The sequence below is a fragment of the Streptomyces sp. NPDC001351 genome, from assembly GCF_042896045.1.
Taxonomy (GTDB): domain Bacteria; phylum Actinomycetota; class Actinomycetes; order Streptomycetales; family Streptomycetaceae; genus Streptomyces.
Genome location: NZ_JBIAWS010000004.1, coordinates 340,632 through 363,895, shown reverse-complemented (window position 1 = coordinate 363,895; position 23,264 = coordinate 340,632). Strand labels below are relative to the sequence as shown.

At 70.2% G+C, this 23,264-nt stretch carries 19 protein-coding genes and 3 pseudogenes; 11 read left to right on the top strand and 11 right to left on the bottom strand.

The genetic code is table 11. The features are described from left to right. Window positions 1-10: 10 nt before the first annotated feature. Entirely contained in the window at window positions 11-1,405 is a 1,395-nt protein-coding gene (locus tag ACFY1U_RS16565; protein WP_390694825.1) for an NAD(P)/FAD-dependent oxidoreductase, read from the bottom strand. Next, on the bottom strand, window positions 1,402-1,629 hold the full coding sequence (locus ACFY1U_RS16560; protein WP_390694824.1) for a ferredoxin: 228 nt from the start codon (window positions 1,627-1,629) through the stop codon (window positions 1,402-1,404). The genes ACFY1U_RS16565 and ACFY1U_RS16560 overlap by 4 nt, the downstream gene beginning before the upstream one ends. A 446-nt stretch (window positions 1,630-2,075) precedes the next feature. Between ACFY1U_RS16560 and ACFY1U_RS16555 the strand changes: the two genes are divergently transcribed. Continuing rightward, window positions 2,076-2,915, top strand: a complete 840-nt coding sequence (locus tag ACFY1U_RS16555; RefSeq protein WP_390694823.1) for an SDR family oxidoreductase — start codon at window positions 2,076-2,078, stop codon at window positions 2,913-2,915. A gap of 107 nt (window positions 2,916-3,022) precedes the next feature. Here ACFY1U_RS16555 and ACFY1U_RS16550 read toward each other — a convergent pair whose 3' ends face one another. The 4 genes from ACFY1U_RS16550 to ACFY1U_RS16535 all read right to left on the bottom strand — a co-directional run bounded on the left by ACFY1U_RS16550 (window position 3,023) and on the right by ACFY1U_RS16535 (window position 7,593). After that, a complete protein-coding gene (locus ACFY1U_RS16550; protein ID WP_390694822.1) occupies window positions 3,023-4,861 on the bottom strand; it encodes a glycoside hydrolase family 15 protein in 1,839 nt (612 codons plus the stop codon). A 128-nt stretch (window positions 4,862-4,989) separates the two neighbouring features. Next, window positions 4,990-5,757, bottom strand: a complete 768-nt coding sequence (locus ACFY1U_RS16545; protein ID WP_390695218.1) for an amino acid ABC transporter ATP-binding protein — start codon at window positions 5,755-5,757, stop codon at window positions 4,990-4,992. Between the two features lie 85 nt (window positions 5,758-5,842). Next, window positions 5,843-6,688, bottom strand: coding sequence for an amino acid ABC transporter permease (locus tag ACFY1U_RS16540; protein WP_390694821.1), 846 nt, complete (start codon window positions 6,686-6,688; stop codon window positions 5,843-5,845). Window positions 6,689-6,717: 29 nt separating this feature from the next. Continuing rightward, window positions 6,718-7,593 (bottom strand): ABC transporter substrate-binding protein, encoded by an 876-nt coding sequence (locus ACFY1U_RS16535; RefSeq protein WP_390694820.1) that lies wholly within the window; start codon window positions 7,591-7,593, stop codon window positions 6,718-6,720. 196 nt (window positions 7,594-7,789) lie between these two features. On the opposite strand from ACFY1U_RS16535, the gene ACFY1U_RS16530 reads away from it, so the two are divergent. Both ACFY1U_RS16530 and ACFY1U_RS16525 read left to right on the top strand, forming a co-directional pair. Continuing rightward, the gene (locus ACFY1U_RS16530; RefSeq protein WP_390694819.1) at window positions 7,790-9,406 is read left to right on the top strand and encodes a gamma-glutamyltransferase family protein; all 1,617 of its coding nucleotides are present in this window, start codon (window positions 7,790-7,792) and stop codon (window positions 9,404-9,406) included. Between the two features lie 51 nt (window positions 9,407-9,457). Beyond that, window positions 9,458-10,171: a TetR/AcrR family transcriptional regulator gene (locus ACFY1U_RS16525; RefSeq protein ID WP_390694818.1), complete on the top strand. Its 714-nt coding sequence runs from the start codon at window positions 9,458-9,460 to the stop codon at window positions 10,169-10,171. Between the two features lie 110 nt (window positions 10,172-10,281). On the opposite strand, the gene ACFY1U_RS16520 is transcribed toward ACFY1U_RS16525, so the two are convergent. Then, window positions 10,282-11,055, bottom strand: a complete 774-nt coding sequence (locus ACFY1U_RS16520; protein WP_390694817.1) for a hypothetical protein — start codon at window positions 11,053-11,055, stop codon at window positions 10,282-10,284. 284 nt (window positions 11,056-11,339) lie between these two features. On the opposite strand from ACFY1U_RS16520, the gene ACFY1U_RS16515 reads away from it, so the two are divergent. The 5 genes from ACFY1U_RS16515 (at window position 11,340) to ACFY1U_RS16495 (ending at window position 17,261) form a co-directional block, all read left to right on the top strand. Beyond that, a complete protein-coding gene (locus tag ACFY1U_RS16515) occupies window positions 11,340-12,653 on the top strand; it encodes an ABC transporter substrate-binding protein (RefSeq protein WP_390694816.1) in 1,314 nt (437 codons plus the stop codon). A 118-nt stretch (window positions 12,654-12,771) separates the two neighbouring features. Further along, entirely contained in the window at window positions 12,772-14,793 is a 2,022-nt protein-coding gene (locus ACFY1U_RS16510; protein ID WP_390694815.1) for a branched-chain amino acid ABC transporter permease, read from the top strand. Next, window positions 14,790-15,623 (top strand): ABC transporter ATP-binding protein, encoded by an 834-nt coding sequence (locus ACFY1U_RS16505; protein ID WP_390694814.1) that lies wholly within the window; start codon window positions 14,790-14,792, stop codon window positions 15,621-15,623. The genes ACFY1U_RS16510 and ACFY1U_RS16505 overlap by 4 nt, the downstream gene beginning before the upstream one ends. After that, window positions 15,620-16,330: an ABC transporter ATP-binding protein gene (locus ACFY1U_RS16500; RefSeq protein WP_390694813.1), complete on the top strand. Its 711-nt coding sequence runs from the start codon at window positions 15,620-15,622 to the stop codon at window positions 16,328-16,330. Before ACFY1U_RS16505 ends, ACFY1U_RS16500 begins: the two co-directional genes overlap by 4 nt. Before the next feature lie 52 nt (window positions 16,331-16,382). Next, window positions 16,383-17,261 carry an alpha/beta fold hydrolase gene (locus tag ACFY1U_RS16495; protein WP_390694812.1) on the top strand — a complete coding sequence of 293 codons (879 nt, stop codon included), beginning with the start codon at window positions 16,383-16,385 and terminating at the stop codon, window positions 17,259-17,261. 338 nt (window positions 17,262-17,599) lie between these two features. On the opposite strand, the pseudogene ACFY1U_RS16490 reads toward ACFY1U_RS16495, so the two are convergent. Beyond that, window positions 17,600-18,418, bottom strand: a pseudogene (locus ACFY1U_RS16490) (helix-turn-helix domain-containing protein); the annotation flags it as partial. A 111-nt stretch (window positions 18,419-18,529) separates the two neighbouring features. Between ACFY1U_RS16490 and ACFY1U_RS16485 the strand changes: the two are divergent. Next, complete coding sequence (locus tag ACFY1U_RS16485; RefSeq protein ID WP_390694811.1) at window positions 18,530-19,306, top strand: alpha/beta fold hydrolase; 777 nt, start codon at window positions 18,530-18,532, stop codon at window positions 19,304-19,306. Between the two features lie 31 nt (window positions 19,307-19,337). On the opposite strand, the pseudogene ACFY1U_RS16480 reads toward ACFY1U_RS16485, so the two are convergent. Next, window positions 19,338-19,469: pseudogene (locus tag ACFY1U_RS16480) on the bottom strand (IS5/IS1182 family transposase); the annotation flags it as partial. 12 nt (window positions 19,470-19,481) lie between these two features. Between ACFY1U_RS16480 and ACFY1U_RS16475 the strand changes: the two are divergent. Continuing rightward, window positions 19,482-19,718, top strand: a pseudogene (locus ACFY1U_RS16475) (IS5/IS1182 family transposase); the annotation flags it as partial. 9 nt (window positions 19,719-19,727) lie between these two features. Here the strand turns inward: ACFY1U_RS16475 and ACFY1U_RS16470 are convergent. Further along, window positions 19,728-20,618 (bottom strand): alpha/beta fold hydrolase, encoded by an 891-nt coding sequence (locus ACFY1U_RS16470; protein WP_390694810.1) that lies wholly within the window; start codon window positions 20,616-20,618, stop codon window positions 19,728-19,730. A gap of 288 nt (window positions 20,619-20,906) precedes the next feature. Further along, window positions 20,907-21,305, bottom strand: coding sequence for a nuclear transport factor 2 family protein (locus ACFY1U_RS16465; RefSeq protein ID WP_366895892.1), 399 nt, complete (start codon window positions 21,303-21,305; stop codon window positions 20,907-20,909). A gap of 425 nt (window positions 21,306-21,730) precedes the next feature. Between ACFY1U_RS16465 and ACFY1U_RS16460 the strand changes: the two genes are divergently transcribed. Further along, entirely contained in the window at window positions 21,731-23,257 is a 1,527-nt protein-coding gene (locus ACFY1U_RS16460; RefSeq protein ID WP_390694809.1) for an SDR family oxidoreductase, read from the top strand. The last annotated feature ends 7 nt before the right edge of the window (window positions 23,258-23,264 follow it).

Here is a 23,264-nt window from a genome sequence, read left to right as displayed (position 1 = left end):
GCGCTCCCTCCTACCGGTGGTGCTGGTGCGCGGCCGTGACGCGTCGCTCACCCGGGTCATGCCCGGTGACGACCACGGTGGCGCCCTGGGCGAGCAGGACGGGGCCGGGGAAGTCGACGGGCACCGGCTTCGTGTCGACGGGCTGGTCGGGCGTCGGGCAGGGCGGCGGGAAGGGCGCGGCCGTCTCGATGAGCCGCCGGTAGTGGTCCAGCCACTTCGCGTTGTTGAAGCTGACCGCCGCGGTGACGCGGCCCTGGTAGCCGTACGCGGCGACGAAGCGGTGGTCGGACACCGATCCCTGGGTGACGACCACCTCGTCGGCGTAGGTCGGTACGCCGACGGACTTGATGTTGACGCCGAACTGGATCGACCAGAACAGCGGGATGGACAGGTGGGGCCAGCGGTCCGCCTGGCCGTTGACCATGTTGTGGGCGGCGACCTCGGCCTGCTCGACGGCGTTGGCCCAGTGCTCCAGCGAGATGAGCCGGTACTCGTAGACCGGGTTCGGACAGCGCGCCACGTCCCCGGCGACGAAGACGTCGTCGGTGATCAGGCCGTCGAGGGTGAGGGCGCGGCAGCCCGTGTCGCAGGCGATGCCCCAGACACCCGCCGCCAGCCCGGAGCCCTGCAGCCACTCGGTGTTGCGGATGCCCCCGAGCGCCACCACCGCCACGTCGGTGTCGATCGTGCTGCCGTCGTCGAAGTGGGCACGGCGCAGCCGCCCCTGCGCGTCGCCCTCCAGCCGGGTGACCTTGACACCACATCGCAGGTCGACACCGTGGGCGCGCTGCAGGTCCGACGCCACCTCGCCGATCATGGCGCCGAGCGCCCCGACCAGCGGGGCCGGCGCCAGTTCGGCGACGGTCACCGGGATGTCCCGCTCGCGGCAGACGGAGGCGATCTCGGAGCCGGTGAATCCCGCGCCGATGACCAGCACGCGGGAGGGCCCGGCCGCGAGGGCTCGCTGCAGACCTTCGGCGTGCTCGCGTGTACGTACGACGAACACGCCGTCCAGCGCCGCCTCGCTCTCCACGAACCAGGGCCGGGCCCGTACCCCGGTGGAGATCAGCACCCGGTCGAAGGGGACCTCGCGTCCGTCGGCGAGACGCACGTGGTTGGTGGCCAGGTCCAGCCCGCTCGCGGGCACGCCCAGCAGCCACTCCGCGTCGATGTCACGACGTCGCGGCAGCTTGGTGCTCCCGGCGGGCACCCACCCGGTCAGGACCTGCTTGGACAAGGGGGGACGGTCGTAGGGCTCGCCCGACTCGTCGCCGATCATCGTCAGCGATCCGGTGAAACCCTCGTCGCGCAGGGTCTCCGCGGCCCGCAGTCCCGCCAGTGAGGCCCCGACGATCACGATGCGGCCGTCGCGCTTGAACGCTCTCAGGTTGTCGGCGCTGGTCATGACCTCGACGCCTCCACCGGTACGTCCCGCCCCTCCAGCCGGTCGACCAGAATCGCCTGGACCGGGCAGGCCGCCGCGGCGCGCAGCACCCGGTCGCGCTGGGCGTCGTCGGGGCTCGGGTCGTACATCAGCGCTTCCTCGCCGTGCATCCGGAACGCGTCCGGAGCGAGGAACGCGCACTGCGCATACCCTTCACATCGGGAAAGATCAACGACAACTCTCATCCCGACCTCCACAGGGAATGCGAGCTGCGGACCCGGAAGCCGGCGCCCCTCCGGCGCGCGAAGCGCGAAGACATGGGAAAAGAGGTTCGGCCGTTGCCCGCCCCCGCGAACTGCGAGGCGTTGCACCGCGCTTGGCGGGTCTCCGCAGAAAGAGAGATCCTGACATTCCTCCCGAACAGCCTATGCCGGGCGCGCATCGCCCGCACCCCGAGAACTCAGGCGGCCGTCAGGCACTGAGGAGGTTTCCGCGATGCCCCTCTCCCTCGGAGCGGCTGGGGCTGAGCAGTCGGCGGCGCCCGGAGCCCGACCGGGCGAACATCCTCCGCCGGGCAGCGCAACGACGTCCGCCTCAGCAGGTCGCCGTCCCTCCCCGGTGCTTGTCTGATGCCCGGACCGCCGGGTGACGGGCCCGGCGGAAACGGGCACGCAGTGGAGGGCAGGACATCGTGAGTTCCACCGAGGGGGCATCCCAGGGCGTGATCCCCGCCCACCTGCTGCGCGGGCAGAAGGCTCTCGTGACCGGCGCGAACTCCGGGATCGGCAGGGCGACGGCCGTCGCCCTGGGCCGGGCGGGGGCCGATGTCGTCGTCAACTACGTGGCCGGCGCCGAAGAGGCCGAGAAGGTGGTCGAGGAGATCACCGGTCTCGGGGTCCGGGCGGCCGCCTACGAGGCAGACGTCTCCGACGAGCAGCAGGTCGTCGCCATGATGGACCGGATGGTCCAGGAGTTCGGCACGATCGACATCCTGGTCGCCAACGCGGGACTCCAGCGCGACGCGCCGTTCACCGAGATGACGCTGGCCCAGTGGCAGAAGGTCCTGGACGTCAACCTCACCGGGCAGTTCCTGTGCGCCCGTGAGGCGACGAAGGAGTTCCTGCGGCGCGGAGTGGTCCCGGAGGTGTCGCGCGCGGCCGGGAAGATCATCTGCATGAGCTCGGTGCACCAGATCATCCCGTGGGCCGGGCACGTCAACTACGCCTCCTCCAAGGGCGGGGTGCAGATGATGATGGAGACGCTGGCCCAGGAGCTCGCCCCGAAGAAGATCCGTGTGAACGCGATCGCCCCCGGGGCCATCAAGACCCCCATCAACCGCAGCGCCTGGGAGACGCCCCAGGCCCGGGAGGATCTGCTGCGGCTGATCCCCTACGGCCGCGTCGGCGACCCCGAGGACATCGGCTATGCGGCCGTCGGCCTCGCCTCCGACCTCATGGACTACGTCGTGGGCGCCACGTTGTACGTCGACGGCGGGATGACGCTCTTCCCGGGATTCGCCACCGGCGGCTGACCACCCCACCCGCGCCCACCGGGGCCTGAAGCTGCACCGGGCGTGCACCCCGGCCGCCCCGCCCGTCACCCCGGCCCGGGGCCGACCCGAAGATCGACGGATCCTGACTACTTCTTGTCGAGAGCCTCGTTCAGGGTGATCGCCGAGTCGATGAGCGCGAGATGGGTGAACGCCTGGGGGAAATTGCCGAGCTGACGGCCCGTCGGGTCGATCTCCTCGGAGAGCAGACCCAGATGGTTGGCGTACCCCATCATCTTCTCGAACACGAGCCGCGCCCTGTCCGTCCGTCCCGCGCGCGCCAGGGCGTCGACGTACATGAACGTGCACAGGGAGAAGGTGCCCTCCGAGCCGCGCAGGCCGTCCGGCGAGGTCTCGGGGTTGTACCGGTAGACGAGGCTGTCGCTGACCAGTTCCTGATCCATGGCGTCCAGGGTCGACGCCCACATCGGATCCCCGGGGGTGAGGAACCCGACCGTCGCCATGCGCAGCAGAGAGGAGTCCAGGACCTCACTGGCGTAGTGCTGGACGAAGGCCTGCCGCTTCTTGTTCCACCCCTTGGCCATGACCTGCTCGTAGACGGCGTCCCGCTCGGACTGCCAGCGTCCGGACGCGGACGGCCACCCGTTCGCCTCAGCGAGCCGCAGAGCGCGGTCGAACGCCACCCACGACATCACCCGGCCGTACGTGAAGTCCTGGCGACCGCCGCGGGTCTCCCAGATACCCTCGTCCGCCTGGTCCCAGTGGTCGGCCAGCCACTCCAGGTCCATCCGCAGCGAGCTCCATCCCCCGTACGGGATCTGGAAGCCGTGCCGGTGCGCGAAGTAGATGCTGTCCAACGCCTCGCCGTAGATGTCCAGTTGGAGCTGGGTGGCGGCGCCGTTGCCGATCCGGACCGGGGCGGACCGCTCATAGCCCTCCCAGTGGTCGAGGATCTGCTCGTTCAGGTCGGAGGAGCCGTCGACCTTGTACATGATGTTGAGCGGGCCCGTGTTCCCGTCGCTGCCGGCCCGCTCCTTGACCCGGTCGCCCAGCCACTTGATGAACGCCCCGGCCTCCTCCGTGAAGCCCAGTCCCAGCAGGGCGTACACGGAGAAGGAGGCGTCCCGGATCCAGGTGAAGCGGTAGTCCCAGTTGCGCTCACCGCCCAGTTGTTCCGGGAGAGCCGCCGTCGGGGCGGCCACCACGGCGCCGCTGGGGGCGAAGGTCATGAGCTTCAGCGTGATCGCGGAACGCTCCACCACCTCCCGCCAGCGGCCCGTGTAGCGCGACTGCGCGAGCCAGGAGCGCCAGAACGCCGCCGTCTCGTCGAAGAGCCGTTCCTGTTCGGCGCGCCGGATCTCCCTGGGCGGTCCCTCGGCGCCCATCTCCAGAATCAGCCCGCGCTGCTCTCCGGCGTTCAGGGTCAGCGAGACCTGCAGATCGGCGCCCCGGCCCGTGAGAACGTCCGCGAGCCGCTCGTCCTCCGGCTCCCGGATGGGGTGCACGGTGAGTTCCGTGCCGTCCTCCGCGGCGAAGACCGCTCCGTGCGGGGTGATGTGCACATCGTGTTTCCCGCGGCCGTAGTCGAACCGCGGGGCGATCTCCACCACGAAGGTCATGGTGCCGCGCACACAGCGGACCAGGCGGACCAGGCGGTGGCGGCCCGTGACCGCAGTACCGGTCACGGGCATGAAGTCGAGTACTTCACCGGCGCCCGCCTCGGTCATGAACCGGGTCACCAGGATCGCCGTGTCGGGCAGGTACAACTGCCTGGTCGCATGGGTCGGGTGCGCCGGCCGGACCGTGCAGTGCCCGCCGTTCTCCTTGTCCAGAAGTGCCCCGAACACGCTCGGCGAGTCGAACCGCGGGGAGCAGAACCAGTCGACCACTCCCTCCGTGGTCACCAGCGCCGCGGTCTGCAGGTCACCGATCAGCCCGTGGTCCTCGATCAGCGGGTAGTGGTCCATCGGGGTGCCCCTTCCGGTGTGCGTTCACCCGAATGCACCCCCTGGATCAGCCTATGCCGGAGCTACTGATCCGGCTCGATGATCATTGCCATCGCCGATACGTCCGTCCGTGTCCGCGCCGCGCCTGCTCAGCCGCCCTCGTTGATACGGCGCAGGAAGGCGCGGGTGCGTTCGTGGGCGGGGTCGGTCATGAGCTTCTCGGGCGGGCCTTCCTCCAGGACGGCCCCCTGGTCGAACATGATCAGCCGGTCCGCGGCCGAGCGGGCGAAACCCATCTCGTGCGTGACGACGATCATCGTCATGCCGTCGTCGACGAGCTCCTTCATCACGGCGATGACCTCGCCGACCATCTCGGGGTCGAGGGCGCTCGTCGGTTCGTCGAAGAGCATCAACTCCGGCTTCATGGCGAGGGCGCGGGCGATGGCGACGCGCTGCTGCTGGCCGCCGGACAGTGCCGACGGCCGCGTCGAAGCCTTGTGTTCGAGGCCCACCCTGGCCAGGAGCGCCTGCGCCTGCTCCCTGGCCTCGGCCTTCGGCGTGCCGAGGACCTTCGTCGGCGCGACGGCCACGTTGTCGAGCGCGGTCAGATGGGGGAAGAGGTTGAAGCGCTGGAAGACGAAACCGATGTTGCGGCGGCGTTCGGCCACCGCCTTCGGCCGCTCCTCCTGCGGCCGACCGGAGCCGGACCCGCGCGGCCGGTAGCCGACCGGGCGGCCGTGCACGAGGATCTCACCCTCGTCGATGCGTTCCAGGTGGTTGAGGCAGCGCAGGAACGTGGTCTTCCCGGACCCGGACGGTCCCACCATGACCACGACCTCGCGGGCCCGGACGTCCATGGAGACACCGTTCAGCACCCGGACGTCGCCGAAGCGCTTGACCACCCCGCGTGCCGACATCACCGCCGACGCGTCAGCCGGCCCGGCGGACACCCCGGCCCCGTGACCCTCTTGTTCCCCGGCTTTCCTCGTCATCGGTTCCATGTCAGTGGGCCTCCTTGCCTACGAGCGCGGCGTCCTCGCGGCCGGGGGCGTGTCCCAGGCCGCCACCGGTGAGCCGCTCCCGCAGCGAGGAGGTGGCGATCACCTGTCCGGGATCGGCGAGTCTGCGCTCGATGAACCGCTGGACGAACGACCACACCGTCGTCAGCGCGAGGTAGTAGCAGGCGGCGACGAGGAAGATCTCGAAGGTCTTGAAGGTCGCCGAGTTGATCGACTGCGCGGTCAGGAACATCTCCTGCAGGCCGATGACCGACAGCAGGGAGGTCGACTTCATCATCAGGTTGAACTCGTTGCCCAGCGGCGGAACGATGATCCGGATCGCCTGCGGCAGCAGGACGACCCGCATGGTCATCGCCGGGGTCATGCCCAGCGCCTGCGCCGCCTCCGCCTGCCCGGGATCGATGGCGTCGAGGGCCGCGCGGAAGATCTCGGCCATGTACGCCGCCTCGTTCACGGCGAGCGTCAGAATGGCCGCCTGCACGACGCCGAGGAACACGAGCCCGCCGACCTGGACGTCACCGAAGCGGTAGATGCCCGCCGCGGCGAGGCCGTTGTAGACCAGGACGAGCTGGACGAGCAGGGGCGTACCGCGGATCAGCCAGACATAGGTCCGGCCGCCCCAGCGCAGCGGGGAGAAGCGGCTGCGCTGGGCCAGGGCGACGGCGAACCCGAGGAGCACACCGAGCAGTTGGGCGATCACCGAGATGTAGACGGTGCGCCAGAGTCCGTCGAGGAACACCCCGGAGGGCGAGAACAGGTAGTGCCAGAAGAACGGCCAGTCGAAGCCGGCCGGCTGCCCCGCGTCGGCGAGCACGGTTGCGTGGGTCACGTGGTCTTCTCTCTGCGCGTGCCGCGGGGTCAGCCGGCGATGTCGTCGCCGGTCAGGTTCCACTTCTTGAGGACCGCGTCGTACGTGCCGCTCTTGCGTACGGCTGCCAGCGCCTGGGTGAGAGCGTCGTGCAGGGCCGTGTCGTCCTTGCGGGTCGCGGCTCCCACCTTGATGCGGTTGAACGGTTCGCCGACGAGGCCGAAGGTGCCCGGCTGCTGCTTCAGCACATACGCGGCGGTCTCCAGCGTCGTGCCGTAGGCGTCGACCAGTCCGAGGCGCAGTTGCTGGAGGGCGTCGCTGTCCTTGGTGAACTGCCGGATGTCGATCTTCGGCTTCCCGGCCGCCGCGCACTTCCCGGACTGGTCGGTGAGGTACTGGACGATGGTCGTGCCCGTCTGCCCGGCCGCCTTCTTGCCGCACAGGTCGTCCGCGCCCTTGATGGCCTTGGCGTTCTTCTCGGCCACGACGAGGGTGTTGGAGGCGTACATGTACGGGACGAAGTCGACGACCTTCTCCCGTTCCGGCTTGATGTAGAGCTGGCTGATGATCGCGTCGCACTGCTTGGCCTGCAGCGCCGGGATGATCCCGTTGAAGCTGGTGTTGGCCCAGTTCGCCCGGACTCCCAGCTCGGCGGCCAGCGCGTCCCCGAGCTCGATCTCCGCCCCCACCGGCTTCTGCGCGGTGTCGTAGTACGTCAGCGGCGGCGCGCTGATGTCCGAGCAGTAGGTGATCTGACCGCCCTTCACGAGCGCACCCGCGGGCACCTTGACCGATGCCGCCTTCGTGGCGCCGGCGTCGGTGCCGCCGGAGCTGCCGGAGCAGCCGGCGAGGGCCAGGGCGGCCGCTGCGGTGGCGCCGGCCAGCACGGACAGCGATCTACGGGAGAAGGAGAGCGACCAGGCCATTTGCGAACCCCTTTGCGAGTTCTCGCTGTTGCGCGGCGATTTAGTCAGTGTCATAGTCGACGACGTTGACTATGACAGGGAAGCTAGGCCCGTCGCTCTCGGACTGTCAATAAGCCCCAGGTAACGCGGGAGTTAAACAGGGCGCACGGCAGGTGGCCGTCAGCGTTCTCCCGTCGGCGCACTCGGAAAGGGAACGATGTCCGCACTCACCGAACGTCAGCTCGCCGCGAGGGGCGGGGAATGGGCCGTCGCGACGCCCCACGCCACGGCGAGCGAGGCGGCCGCCGAGGTACTGCGCAGTGGCGGCAACGCGGTCGACGCGGCGCTCGCCGCCGCCGCCATGCTGACGGTGGTGTACCCCAACCAGTGCTCTGTCGGCGGCGATCTGCTGGCACTGGTGGGCACCCGGGACGGCGACATCCGCTTCGTCAACGCGAGCGGCCGGTCCCCCCGCGCGGTCGACGTGGCGTCGCTGACGGCGGCGTACGACCTGATGCCGGTGCTCGGCGCGCTGCCGGTGACGGTGCCCGGCGCGGTCGCCGGGTGGGGCGTACTCGCCGAGACCTGGGGCACCCGCCCGCTCGCCTCGGCGCTCGCGCCGGCCGAGGCCGCCGCCCGTGAGGGGGTGCCCGTGGCGTCCGGACTGGCCCACGACCTCGCCCGTGAGAGCGGCAACCTGGCGCGCGATCCCGGCATGCGCGGTGTGTTCTTCGCCGACGGCGAGGTCCTCGCGGCCGGACAGACGCTGCGCCAGCCCCACCTCGCCCGCTCCCTGGCCCTGATCGCCTCGGAAGGCCCCGCGGCGATGTACGGCGGAGAGGTGGGCGCGAGCCTGGTGAAGCTGCTCGCGGCCGGGGGATCCGCGATGACGGAGGAGGACTTCGCCGCGCACACCGTGGAGCTGTCGCCGGCGCTCGCCGCGGAGTACGACGGTGTCGAGTACCTGTCGGCCGGTGCGAACTCGCAGGGCCTCTACTTCCTCCAGGGCCTCAAGGCGCTCGACGTGGTGCGCACCGTCCGCGGGCCGCTCGACCCGCTCGGCCGCGACGCCGGCGTGGTCGCCTCCGTGCTCGCCTGGACCGCCGGTGACCGTGACCGCCACTGCGCCGACCCGGAGTGGGGCAGCGCCCCCGTCGACCATCTGCTGTCCGACGCGTACGCGCGGCACATCGCCGAGCACGCCATGGCCGGCACGGCGGTCGACCTGCTCGCCCAGCGCAGGGCGACCGGTGACACCGTGGCGGTGGTGGTGGCCGACGCGGACGGCACCTGGGTCTCCCTCATCCAGAGCGTCTTCCACAGCTTCGGCGCCGCGCTGCTCGACCCCGGCACCGGGATCGTCCTGCACAACCGGGGCGCCTCGTTCTCCCTCGACCCCGCCTCGCCCAACCAGCTGGCCGGCGGGAAGCGGCCGCTGCACACGCTCATGCCGGTCCTGGTCCGCGAAGGGGGCGAACTCGTCGGCGCGCACGGCGCCATGGGCGGACGCGCGCAGCCCCAGGTGCACACCCACATGGCCCTGCACCTGGCCGCCGGCTCCTCTCCCGAACACGCCGTGTCGGTGGCACGCTGGGTCCTCGGAGCCATGGAGGCGGGGGTGACGACCGGCGCGGGCGTCGTCAGCACCGAGCGGGACGTCCCTCCCGCAGGCGTCCACACGATCGAGAGGGCGGGCTTCACCGTCCGGCCGCTCGGTGCGAACGACGACGGGGTGGGCCACGGCCAGTTGGTACGGCGGGTCCCCGGGGACGGCCGGCCGCACCTGGCGGCGGCCACCGATCCGCGCGCGGACGGTTCGGCGGTGGCCGGCTGACGCCATGGCCGGATACGCGATCATGGGAGCGATCGACGTGGGGAAGGAAGCATGACCGAGAGCAGTGCCAGGACGACCAAGAGGGCGGGCCGGAGCCGGCTGCCGCGAGGCACCCTGAGCCAGGAGCTGATCGTCCAGGCGGCGTTCCGGGTCGCGGACTCCTCCGGTATGGAGAAGCTGACGTTCCAGGCTCTCGGCCGTGAGCTGTCCGCCCATCCGACGGCGATCTACCGGCACTTCCGCAACAAGGACGAACTTCTGCTGGCACTCATCGACGCCCTGCACGAGGAGGCCCTGGCCAACACCCCACCGCCGACGGACGACTGGGCCCACGACCTCATGCAGATCGCGATCCACACCCACGAGGCGTTTCTCCGCCATCCCCGGGTGGGGGCCCTGGCCGCCGCGCGCACCGCCCGGCGGGAGAACGAGTTCCGGTCCGTGGAGCGCAAACTGGACTGCATGCGCCGGGCCGGTCTCGACGACACCGAAGCCGCCCGCTACTACCGGGTCTTCGCCGACCTGGTGCTGGCCTACAGCGCCATGGACGCGAGCCTGGCCGCGCTGTCCCCGGAGCTCCGGGACGCCGACCTGCACGCCTGGGAGACGGACTACCGCACCCTGCCGTCCGACAAATACCCCAACATCGCGCGGGTCGCACCACGGTTCGTGGGCCTGGACGACCCCCAGAACTTCGTGACGGCCGTCCAGGCGGTCATCGACACGGTCCGGGCGAAGACGGAGCCCGAGGCCCGCCGCACCTGAGCCTGGCGACACGAGGGCGCAGCGACGCATCGTGATCGTGGGTAGTCGATCGATTACGTTATGTGCGTGATCCGTGTGATGGTCGGCAGCCGCGCCCAGTGACCCTCCGGTCACCCGGCCGGGGTGCCGTCCGCGGGTACGGGTTCGGTGAACTGGTCGAACAGCATGACGGCCACCCTGGTGACAAGGGACCAGTTCTCGTCGCCGTGCGGGTCCGCCAGGTCCCCGTAGCCGGCGATCCACCGCATGTGGAAGCCGTCCAGCAGGGACGCGATGCTGGTGGCGAGTTGATCGACCTGGTAGGGCGCACGCATGCGCAGTCCGTAGGTGTCGAGCAGCGCCTGGTACGCCTCGCAGGCCACCTTCGTGAACGATTCGCCGTAGTGCCCGAGGGCCTCACGTACGCGGGGGTTCGCGGCGCTGGCGTAGAAACCGAGCATCACCCGGTAGATCGGGTCCACCCGGTGGTTCTTGTGGTTGTCGGTCAGTACGTCGTTGAGGGCTTCCTGCCAGGTGACGCCCTTCTCGACGGCTTCTGCGAAGCGCCGGATGCTGTCGGGCAGATTCGGTACCAGTTCCGCCTGCCGGGAGGTGAGGTGGAACAACAGCTCGGCCTGGAAGTCGGCCTGAGCCGGCCAGATCTGGTAGATCGATCCCGTGGTGACCGCCGGTGCCGCCTCGTCGCCCAGCCGGTCCCGGATGATGCGGGTGGCCTCTTCCGTCACCTGCTTGACCCGCACATGGGCCAGTGCGGCGGAGACCGCGGCCTCGCTGGTGTCGGCGGTTCCCGCACAGACGAGTTTGGTCGCCGCTTCCAGCATGAGAGCCCGAGTCTCGTCGAGCGATCGCCGAGGCAGTCTGCGCCTTCCGGCCTGCGTCGTCACGCTCTCCCCCTCCTCTGCCTGATCGTTAAATCGAGCTGCTTGATCGTTAAATCAAAGTGAACCGAGGCGTTGACAGGGGGTAAGCGTACACCTAGATTCCCGGTTCGTAAGAAAGTTACGAAACCTCGGAAGGCCGCTTGAACAGGCCTTTTCCGGGTGTCCCGAGCTGCTTTCCGTGCTGGTCACCGCGTGTGCTGAAGGTTTCCGGCCGACTCGTCACCACTCCCCGTTGCGCATGCCCTCCGGCATGTCTTCCCCTTCGCTCCGCTCCACGGAGGTCTCGTATGCCCACCCCCTCGCGTGTCCGAAGACTGAGCCTCATCGCCTCCCTCCTGGCGCCCGTCGTGGGCCTCACCGCCTGCAGCGGCGCGCAGAGCCCGGGCTCTGCCTCGACCGGCGCTGCCGCGGCCGACTCGTCAGCCACCGCGGACACCCGCCCGTCGGCCGCCGTGGTGACCGACTACCAGAGTTACGTGGGAGGAAAGGCGGGCAAGGCCGACTCCGGCCTCTCCCCGGTCACGCTCGGCTGGGTGAACGTCGAGGGCGGCCCCGGCGGCAGCCCCGAGGCGACCCTGGGCGCCAAGGCAGCGGTTCGGTACGTCAACGAGAAGCTGGGCGGAATCGGTGGCCACCCGCTGGCACTGAACGTCTGCACGGTGGTCTCCGCCGAGGAGGAGGGGCAGAAGTGCGGCCAGCAACTGCTCGGCGACAAGGCGGTCTCCGCCATCGCCCTCGGCAACCTGTACCTGGGCGACGCCTCCTTCAACTCCGTGGTGGCGGGCAGGAAGCCGGTTCTGGTCGGCGTGGCGACGGGACCCACCCTGCCCACGGCGAAGAACACCTACAGCACCTTCGGCGACCTGCCGCACATCTTCGGCACCTGGGGCACGTACGCGCGTGACGTCCTCAAGGCGAAGACGGCGGCCGTCATCCACACGAACACCCCCGGCGACAAGATCGCTTCAAGCGCCGCGGTCAAGGGACTCGAGGCCGCCGGCCTCACCGTCAAGTCGGTCGGCTTCGACGCGCAGGCCACGGACCTGATCGGCCCGGTCACCGCGGCAGGCGCCAACTCCGCCGATGTCATCGTGCCCATCACGATCGGCTCCGGGTGCGTCGGAGTCGCCAAGGCGATCAAACAGCTCGGCATCAACAAGCCCGTGGTGTCCACGCCCCTGTGCATGTCACCGGACGTGGCCAAGGGCCTGGGCGGTGATCTGCCCACCTGGACGTACGGCGTCGCCCAGACGCTGCCGACCGACACCTCGGCCGCCGACTCCAAGGCGTTCCTTGCGGCATCCGGCCAGGTGGGGCTGGACAAGGCCACCGCGTCCCAGGTCTTCGCACCCGTGGCCTGGAGCACGATCCTGACGTACGCCAAGGCGCTCGACGCCGTGGGAGCCGACAAGATCACCCCGGCTGCTGTCTCCGCGCAGCTGAAGAAGTTCACCGGGCCGGTCGTCATGGGCGCCGCCGAGGTCAAGTGCGCCAAGTACCCGGACGCCCCCGCGGTCTGCAACGACCAGGCGCGGTTCTACCAGTACAAGGGCAAGGGTGCCTTCCAGCCGCTGACCGACTGGCTCCGCCCGCCCCGGTGACCACCGTCCCACCGTCCGCCCGGGTCGCGTCCGGCCCGCGACAGACCTTCCCGTGCCGTGTTCCCGGGGCCCGACGGCTTCCTTCGGCCTCAGGAACACGGCGCTCCAGGAGTAAGAAATGGAACAGATCCTGCTCTTCGCCGTGCTCGGCCTGGGCCAGGGGGCACTGATCGCCGGCATCGCACTCGGCGTCGTGGCGACCTACCGGGGTTCGGGCATCATCAACCTGTCGACCGGCGCCGTCGCGATGGTCGCCGGTTATGTCTTCTGGGCTCTGAGCACCGGCTTCTTCGGCTTCTCCCTGCCGACCGCCGCCGCCCTGGCGGGGGCGCTCATGGCGGCGCTCGCGGTCGGCGTGCTCACCGAGGTCGCGGTGTTCAAGCCCCTGCGCGCGGTCTCGCCACTGGCCAAGCTCGCGGCGTCCCTCGGCATTCTGCTCACCCTTCAGGCCGCCGTGCTGCTGGTGTTCGGAACCCAGCCCCAGCAGGCCCCCAGCATCCTGCCCTCGAACGCCGTCACCGTCCTGGGCGTCACCACGCCCGTCGACCGTTTCATCCTGACCGGGCTGGTGATCGCTGTCGCGCTCGCCCTCGGGGCCCTGTACCGGTGGACCCGGTTCGGGCTCGCCACCCGCGCCGCCTCGGAGAACGAACAGGCGGCCCTGCTGGCCGGTCTGTCGCCCAACAGCGTCTCCCTCGCCAACACCCTGCTGTCCGCGCTGATCGCGGGGCTGCTCGGTGTCCTGGCCGCACCCATCGTCCAGGTCGACTCCGTCACGCTCCCGCTGCAGGTGGTCCCGGCCCTGGCGGCGGCTCTCTTCGCCGGATTCACCTCACTGTGGATCGCCTGCTCCGCCGGCATCCTCATCGGCGTCCTGCAGTCGGTCGTCTACTACCTGTCCACCCAGAGCTGGTTCCCGACCGACAACGGCAACGCCATGCCCGGACTCCAGCAGCTGCTGATCTTCCTCCTGATGATCGTCGCGCTCTATGTGAAGGGGGCGGGCCTGCCGCGCCGCGGTGAACTCGTCGAGCAGCGGCTGCCCGCCGTACCGTTGCCGGACCGACTGCTGCGACCGGCCGTCCTGGCCACGGCCGCCGCCGCCCTCGCCCTGGTCGTGCTGCCGTTCGACTTCCGCCAGGCGCTGACCAATTCGCTGATCGGCGCGATCATCGTCCTCTCCTACGTCGTCATCACCGGCTACGTGGGACAGATCTCCGTGATGCAGCTCGCGCTCTCCGGCACCGCCGGTTTCGCCCTGTCCCACCTGGCGACCGGACTGCACATCCCCTTCCCCTTCAACGCCCTCGGCGCGACCCTGCTGGCCACCCTGCTCGGTGTGGCGGCCGGCATCTCCGCCCTGCGGGTCCGCGGGGTGAGCCTGGCCGTCGTCACGCTGGCCGCCGCGCTCGCGATGGAACAGGCCCTGTTCACCAACACCTCCTTCGGCGGCACCGCCGGAGTGACGGTGCCCCCTCCCCGCCTGTTCGGGGTGGACCTCGGTCCGGGCGCGGACTTCCGCGGCCTGGACGGCAACGAACCCAGCCCCCTCTTCGGCTTCCTCGTCCTGTCCGTCGCCGTCGCCCTGGGGCTGTACGTGGCCAACCTCCGACGCACCGGGCTGGGCCGGCGCATGCTCGCCGTCCGCTCCAACGAGCGCGCGGCCGCGGCGGCAGGCGTCAACGTACGAGGGGTGAAGATCGCGGCGTTCGCCATCAGCTCCTTCATCGCCAGCGCCGCGGGGACCCTGTACGGCTACAACTTCGGCTCCGTCAGCGCGGTCCGGTTCACCGCGCTGGCCGCACTCGGCCTCATCGGCTTCGCCTATATCGGCGGCATCACGATGGTCTCCGGAGCCGTCATCGCCGGTCTGATGTCCACCGAGGCACTCATCCCGCACGCCCTGGACAGATGGTTCGGCATCAAGGGGACCTGGGCCCTGCTCTTCGGCGGCGTCTCCCTCATCCTGACCCTGATCGCCAACCCGGACGGCATCGCGGGCGCCAACTACCGCCGAAAGAAGGCCAAACAAGCCGCCCGCGCGGCGAAAGCCGCCCAGGCCCTCGCCGTGGACGCCACGGCGGACACCGCCGGGGCCAACACGGCGCCCGCCCCCGCCCCCGAGGAGGTCGCTCGATGAGCATGTTCAAGGTCCGTTCGCTGGGCGTCAGTTACGGCGGCGTCCACGCACTCAGCGATGTCACCCTGGATGTCGCCGAGGGCCAACTGGTGGGACTGATCGGCCCGAACGGCGCGGGCAAGACCACCTTCGTGGACGCGGTCAGCGGACTGGTGAGCTCCCGGGGCCGGGTGGAACTGGACGGCGAGGACCTGTCCGGCATGCCCCCGCACGCCCGGGCCCGCCGAGGTCTCGCCCGCACCTTCCAGAGCAGCGAACTCTTCGAGGACCTCACGGTGACGGAGAACCTGCGCGTGACGGCGGAACACCCCAGCTGGGTCAGGGTGTTCGGCGAGACCTTCGGCCGCCGCACACCGCCGCCCTCCGCCGTCGCCGACGCGCTCACGACTCTGGGCCTGCGGGATCTCGCCGACGCCTCCCCGGCCGAACTGTCCCAGGGACAGCGCAAACTCGTCGGCGTGGCCCGGGCCCTGGCCGCCCGCCCCCGCATCATCTGCCTCGACGAGCCCGCCGCCGGCCTGGACACCGTGGAGAGCGCCGAACTCGGCCGCCGCCTGCGCGCCGTCGCCGACGCCGGTACGGCACTGCTCCTCATCGACCACGACATGGGCCTGGTGATGGGCATCTGCGACCACCTGGTCGTCCTGGAGTTCGGCAAGGTGATCGCGGCGGGGCCCCCGAGCCGGGTCCGCGACGACCCTGCCGTCATCACCGCCTATCTCGGCGCGTCCGCCGTCCAGCCCGCCGACGTACCCCTACCGGACGGCGCCACTCCTTCTCTCGCCACCGGCCGACCCGGGGTTTTCAGCAGCGCACCGGAGACATCATGAGCACACCCGTCCTGGAAGTGTCCGGACTCACGGCCGGCTACGACGGCGCCGCCGTCGTCCGCAACCTCGACATCACCGTCGGCGCGGGCGAGGTCGTCGCCCTGCTGGGTGCCAACGGCGCCGGCAAGACCACCACGCTCAAGGCCGTCTCCGGGCTGCTGCGTTCCTCCGCCGGGACCATCGCCTTCACCGGAACACCTCTCGACCAGGTGCCGGCGGCGGCCCGCGCGCGACGGGGAATCGCCCATGTCCCGGAAGGCAGGGGCATCTTCTCCTCACTGACCGTGGCGGAACACCTGCGGCTGGGACACCGGGGAGAACGGCTGGACGAGGAGGCGGCGTACGCCTACTTCCCGGTCCTGACCCGCCTGCGGGACCGCAAGGCCGGACTCCTGTCCGGCGGAGAACAGCAGATGCTCGCTCTGGGGCGGGCGCTGGCCCGCCGTCCCAGGCTGCTGCTGCTCGACGAACTCAGTCTCGGACTCGCCCCGGTCATCGTCGAGGAACTGCTGCCCGTCGTCCGGCGCTTCGCGGACGATTCCGGCTGCGGGGTGCTGCTCGTCGAGCAGCACGTCGGCCTCGCCCTGGAAGTCGCCGACCGAGGCTGCGTCCTGTCCCACGGCGAACTCACCGTGCAGGCCACGGCCCGGGAACTGAGAGCGGACCGGTCCCGGATCGTGGCCGGCTACCTGGGCGAAAGTTCCTGACCCCTCTCCGGCTCGTACCACGCCTCTCCCCTCACCTTTTCCCAGGAGAACCATGTTCACTTTCGACAGCGGCAAGGACGGCATACGCATTCACGTGCACGAATGGCAGCCCGACGGACCGCCGCGCGGCGTGGTGCAGATCGCGCACGGCATGGGCGAACACGCCGGCCGCTACGCCGCGCTCGCCCGGGCGCTGACGGCCCGGGGCTTCGCCGTGTACGCCAACGACCACCGGGGACACGGGCTCAGCAGACATGCCGCACCCGGCCATCTCGGCGAGGACGGCTGGAACGGCCTCGTAGGCGATCTGGCGACACTCTCCGGGACGATCCGGGAGCGGCACCCCGGTCTGCCCCTGGTGCTGCTCGGTCACAGCCTCGGCTCCTTCGCCGCGCAGCAGTACGCACTGCACCACTCCCACCTCATCGACGCCCTGGCTCTGGCCGGCACCACCGCGGTCGACGCGATGCTCGCCCACCAGGCGGCCGACACCGGGGACCCGCTCCTCGCCCTCAACAAAGGCTTCGAACCGGCTCGGACGCCGTTCGACTGGCTCAGCCGTGACCCCGAAGCCGTCGACGCCTACCTCGCGGACCCGCTGTGCGGCGCCAGCCTCGACGCCGAGGGAATGCGGCAGGTCGCCGCCGCCTCGGCAGCGCTCGCGCAGCCCCGGGGCATCCCGGCACATCTGCCTGTCCACGTCCTGGTCGGCGACCGGGACCCGCTCAACGCCGGGCTCACGCTGAGCGATCTGCTCGTCGACCGCTACCGGCAGGCCGGCCTCACCGACATCACCTACCGCGTCTACCCCGAAGCACGGCACGAGCTGTTCAACGAGACCAACCGCACCGAAGTCGAGGGCGACCTGCTGGCCTGGCTGGACCGGGTACTCGCACCCATCGAAAACGAGGCGGTGCTGCCGGGAGCATGACTCTGCCAGAGCGCCCACCACGGGCCTCGACCCTGCGCCACACGTCCTGGGCGGTCATGTGTCCGGACCACGATCTCTTTCCCCAGGCGCGGACACTGCCGGGGGCCGCCCATGGGCCACCGGCACCACCCCAGCCTGATCCGACGGCGCCCCGGGAGCCATGCGGATCAGCTCTGGCAGCCGTATCCCGAAGCGGCCTTGGCCTCCGCCACGGTGGTCGACGGCTTGGCCGCATGTTCCTGCGGGCTGCAGCATGCGGTGACTCCGCAGCAGGCGTCGGCCGTCGCAGCGGAGGTCCCCGGCTCATGGGCGCTCGCAGGCCTGACCGCGCGGACGACGGCGGAGTGCGCCTGCCACGCGCCCGGACGCTTGCCTGTGGCCTTGTGGAAGAACACCGAGAAGTTGGAGGCGTCGGGGAAGCCGAGTATGTCGGCGCAGCGGGCGGCGGTGAGGCGGTCGTGTGCGAGGAGCCGTTTGGCTTCCAGGGTGATCCGTTCGACGATGTACGCCTTCGCGGTGCGGCCGGTGGCCTGCTGCACCGCTCGTGAGAGGGTGCGGGGCGCGTATCCCAGCGCACGGGCGTAGTAGCCGGCGTCGTGGTGTTGCCGGAAGTGCGCTTCGACGCTGGAGCGGAACAACCGGAACACCGGAGGGGTGAGCCGTGCTTCGGCGTGCGGTGGGTGCAGTCGGGTGATGAGCGCGGAGAGCAGGATTTCGGGCAGCTCCGTCCGGGAGTCACTGGGTGGGGCGGATGCCTCGAGGAGGAGATGGCTGCGTGCCGTGTCGACGAAGGGCCAGTCGGCGTCGGGGATGCTCCAGTGCGCGGCCGGGTCCGGGGAGGCGACCAGTTCTCGGGTGGCGTGGGTGACCGGCGCGGTCGGCACGAACAGCACGAGGTGTCCTGCCACGTCGGCGATGTCGTCCCACCGGTGCACGGCGCCGGGTGGAATCCACACCGCGGAGTGATCTTGGAGCGGGTGGCGGCGGAAATCGACGGTGACTGAGCCGGGTCCGGTGTCGATGACGGCAAGGACGTGGAAGTCGGCGCGCTGCGTGCCGCCGTCGTTCAGCTCGCGAAGGCGGCCGAACGTCATCGTCTCGACCGAGGCGGCGCGGCGTCCCGCGGGCTGGTAGGTCATTTGCCGGATCACGCTCACGTGTCCAGTTTTCACCATCGGGCGACCAGTCACGCCGATGCCCCGTCCGGGTGCGGAAGTTTCAATGAATGCACAGGGAAATCGCCCAGAGCATCGACTGGAAGAGCCGTCATGGACACGACGCAGCAGACGCTACTGCCCACTTACGACCATCGGCCGGGGACCGGACCGACTCTGGTGTTCCTGCACTATTGGGGCGGTTCCGCCCGCACCTGGGACCTCGTCGTCGACCGCCTGGCGGGCCGTGACGTGCTCACGGTCGACTTCCGCGGGTGGGGCCGGTCGAGCGCTCTGCCCGGCCCCTACACGCTCGGTCAGCTCGCCGACGACACACTCGCCGTGCTCGCGGATGCGGGGGTCACCGACTACGTCCTGGTGGGGCATTCGATGGGCGGCAAGGTCGCACAGCTGGTCGCGGCCACCCGGCCCGCCGGCCTGCGCGGCATGGTTCTCGTCGGCTCCGGCCCGGCGAAGCCCGCCGCACAGGTGACTCCCGAGTACCAGGAAGCCCTGTCGCTCGCGTACGACTCCGCCGAGTCCGTGGCCGGGGCACGGGATCACGTCCTCACCGCGACCGAGCTGCCCGCGTCGGTCAAGGCGCAGATCGTGACCGACTCGCGGACCGTCACCGACGCCGCCCGCATCGAGTGGCCGCTGCACGGCATCGCGCAGGACATCACCGAACACACGCGCATGGTCAGCGTGCCCGCTCTCGTCGTCGCCGGAGAACACGACCAGGTGGAGCCCGTCGGCGTGCTCCGCGACAACCTGGTGCCCTACCTCTCCCACCCCGACTTCGTGGTGGTCCCCCACACCGGTCACCTGATCCCGCTGGAAGCCCCGGCCGACCTCGCCGACGCCATCACCGCATTCGCACCGGCAGCCTGACCGTCCCCGCGGCCCGACGACGGGCTGCGCCGTCGAGCAGGGTGCGGGTTGTGGCGGAGTCGTAGCCGACGTCCAGATGGATGGCGATGTCGTCTGGTAGCGGCCCAAGTTCGTCGAGGTCCAGGGTCGGGACGAGCAATGGTGAGTCGTGGCGGTTGGCCCCCAACTTGAGCTCGGCCGGATTGCACGCAAAGGAGAGAAAGGGCCGATTCAGGCAAGTCGACGGTGGCACATGGAGCGCACCCACGCCCGGCACAACGCCTTCCACCGCCTCGCCCGATGCTACGAGTGTCGACTCACCGTGATGGACGCCTTCTTCGACCTCGCCGACGCCGTCATCACCGTACGTAGTCTCATCCGCCAAGCATGGAGGACTCACCGCCGGAAGGCACGCCCTCACCTGCGCCCATGAGCAGACGCCTTATCTGCCTGTCTGCGCGAGTTCTTGTCCCAGTACCCGCCCGAGGAAGCCGCGCAGGTAACCCGCGACGACGTCCAGGTGGCTCTCCAGCAGGAAGTGACCGCCGTTGATCAGGTGCACCTCTGCCTCCTTGGCGTCGCGGGCGAAGGCCCGCGCACCCGCCGGACCGAAGATTTCGTCGTTGCGGCCCCACACGGCGAGCACCGGTACCTCGCTGGTGCGTAGGAATTCGTGCAGCAGCGGGTAGAGCGGACGGTTGTTCTGGTAGTCGCGGAACAGCGCCAGCTGGACCTCGTCGTTGCCCTCGCGAGACACGAGGGCGAAGTCGTGCTCCCAGGTGTCCGGGCTGACCAGGCTCGGGTCGGGCACGCCGTGCAGGTACTGCCAGCGGATGGCGTCGACGCCCAGCGCGGCGCGGACGGCGGGTTCGGTGTCGGGGCCGGGGTTCGCTCCGTAGGCCCAGACGTCGGTCCAGAACGACTCGACGAAACCGTCCTCGTAGCCGTTGCCGTTCTGGGTGACGAGGGCGGAGATCCGTTCGGGGTGCTGGAGCGCCAGGCGCCATCCGATGGGGGCGCCGTAGTCCTGGACGTAGAGGGCGTAGCGGTCCAGGCCCAGTTGGTCGAGCAGTCCGGAGGTGAGGTCGGTGAGGGCGTCGAAGGTGTAGGTGAACTCCCCTACGAGGGGGGCGTCGGAGTGGCCGAAGCCGAGGTGGTCCGGCGCGATGACGTGGTAGTCGTCGGCCAGCAGCGGGATGAGTTCGCGGAACATGAACGAGCTGGTCGGGTAGCCGTGCAGCAGGACGATCACGGGGGCGTCGGAGTGGCCGGCTTCGCGGTAGAAGATCTCATAGCCGTCGACAGTGGCGGTCCGGTGGTGCACCGAGTTCATATCTGACCCCTTTGAAATGCGTAGTCTGGTTGGTTCCTCGCCCCGCCGGCACGGGTGTGGGTCAACCCGTCGAATGATTCGATCCAGAGGGAGAGCGGCATGGACGCGCCGCTGGACCTGCTCAACAGCAGGCCACTGGCCGACGGTCCGGAAACTGCTCGAACCCGGCATCGTTCCCCTCACGCGTCGGCGTCCCGACCCCGCGGACGCGGGCCGCACCCGCGACATCGACGAATTCTGCGCGGTGACCGGCAAGCCGTGACCTCGCGTGCCTTGCCCTGAGCCGGGTCACATCACGGCGTCGGTCTGCAGTGGGCCCGCGGTGACCCGGATCGTCCGGATGCGCACCGGCTCTTCCTGGTCGAGGTAGAAGATGTGCATGAAGGGGGCGCGCACCACCCGCTCCGGTTCGCTCTTCTTGGCCATGACCGCCTCACCGCGCAGCAGACGGACGCCGTCGCCCGCGGTCCAGAACTCCAGTACCTCATGGCTGATGACCAGCGGCGCGTCGATCTTGACGAAGAACTCCTTGATGGCCTCGACGCCGTGGATGTGCGCGGTGCCGAAGTACATGTCGGTGTTGTCGGTCAGTGGCGCGAAGCCCTTGCCGAACTCCAGGGTGTCGATGGCGTCCATGAACTTCAGGACCCAGCCGGGGACGGCTGTCGCTTGTGCGTTGTCTGCCATGGTGCGGACTTTCCTGAGGGGACTGCGGCGAGTGACCTTGCCAACCACGCCTTCCCAACCCCATCCGATCTGAACGCCGCCGTCCCGCGGGGACGCCAAAGGGATTGTCCGTACTTACGGGCACGGATAGGGCACGTCCCTGCCGTACCCCCGTCTTCGCCGTCCTCACCCACCTCGGTGCATGACGGCGGTGCCGACACCGGGGCGCCCCGGAACGGTCGGCACCCGGGCATGCGGCGAAGCCGTTGTCACCGCCCTCCGGCCGGGGACGGCGAGGTTGCGGTGTTCGTCCGCGGCCCCAAGCATGGGGTCAGGGAACAGCGGCAGGGCCCCTCGGAAGGCACCTCCCAGGAGGACATGAGAGCCATGACGTTTCCTGCGCCCCGGCCCGCAGGCCGTCGCCGGACAAGGCGCACTCGGCAGGCATGCGTGCGACCGGCATGACCGACGACGACCGGCCGCTGCGCTGTCTGGTCACCGGCGCCACCGGTTACCTGGGCGGAAGGCTGGTGCCGGAGTTGCTGGCCGCCGGGCATTCCGTGCGCTGCCTGGCCCGCTCGCCCGGCAAGCTGCGGGATCATCCGTGGGCCGGGCAGGCGGAGGCGGTGCGCGGGGACGTGACGGACGAGGGCGCCGTGCGCGCGGCCATGGAGGGCATGGACGTCGCGTACTACCTGGTGCACGCGCTGGGCACCGGTCGGGACTTCGAGGAGACCGACCGGCGTGCGGCCCGGATCTTCGGTGAGCAGGCGCGGGCCGCCGGAATCCGCCGGATCGTCTACCTCGGCGGACTCAGCCCTTCCGGAGTACCCGAGCACGCACTGTCACCCCATCTGCGGTCCCGCACCGAAGTGGGCCGCATCCTCCTGGCCTCGGGCGTGCCGACCGCCGTACTGCGGGCAGCCGTGATCATCGGGTCGGGTTCGGCCTCGTTCGAGATGCTGCGATATCTGACCGAGCGGCTGCCCGTGATGGTGACCCCGAGCTGGGTGCGCACCCGCATCCAGCCCATCGCCGTCCGCGACGTGCTGCGCTTCCTCGTGGGATGCGCGAGGCTGCCGTACGACGTGAACCGCGCCTTCGACATCGGCGGACCGGACATCGTCACGTACGAGGAGATGATGCGGCGGTACGCCGTCGTCGCCGGGCTGCCGAAACGGGTCATCGTCCCGGTTCCGCCGCTCACCCCCCGGCTGTCCAGTCTCTGGGTCGGTCTGGTCACCCCGGTGCCGGGCGCTCTCGCGCGCCCGCTGGTCGAGTCGCTCAGGCACGAGGTGGTCTGCGCCGAGCGGGACATCGTCCGTTACGTGCCGGACCCGCCGGAGGGACCGGTGGGTCTGGACCGGGCGATCCGGCTGGCTCTGCGGCGTGTGCAGGACGCGGACGTCGCCACCAGGTGGTCCTCGGCCTCGACTCCCCGCGCCCCCAGCGACCCGCTGCCCACCGACCCCGACTGGGCGGGCGGGAGTCTCTACACGGATCACCGCGAGCGCACGGTCGCGGCGCCGCCGCAGGCGCTGTGGCGGGTGGTGGAGGCGATCGGCGGCGAGAACGGCTGGTACTCCTCGCCGCTGGCCTGGTCCCTGCGGGGCTGGCTGGACGCTCTGGTGGGCGGTGTCGGTCTGCGCCGGGGCCGCCGGGACGCGACCAGGCTGCGGGTCGGCGACAGCCTGGACTTCTGGCGAGTGGAGGAGATCGAGCCGGGCCGGCTGCTCCGGTTGCGCGCGGAGATGCGACTGCCGGGCCTGGCCTGGCTGGAGATGGCCGTCGACCGGGATCCACAGGGGCGCACGGTGTACCGGCAGCGGGCCCTGTTCCATCCGCACGGCCTGGCCGGGCACGCCTACTGGTGGGGGGTGGCCCCCTTCCACGCCGCGGTCTTCGGCGGCATGGTCCGCAACATCGCCGCCGCGGCCGAGTCGGCTGCCTCTGAAGCGGCCCGTACGCACTGAGGAGGTT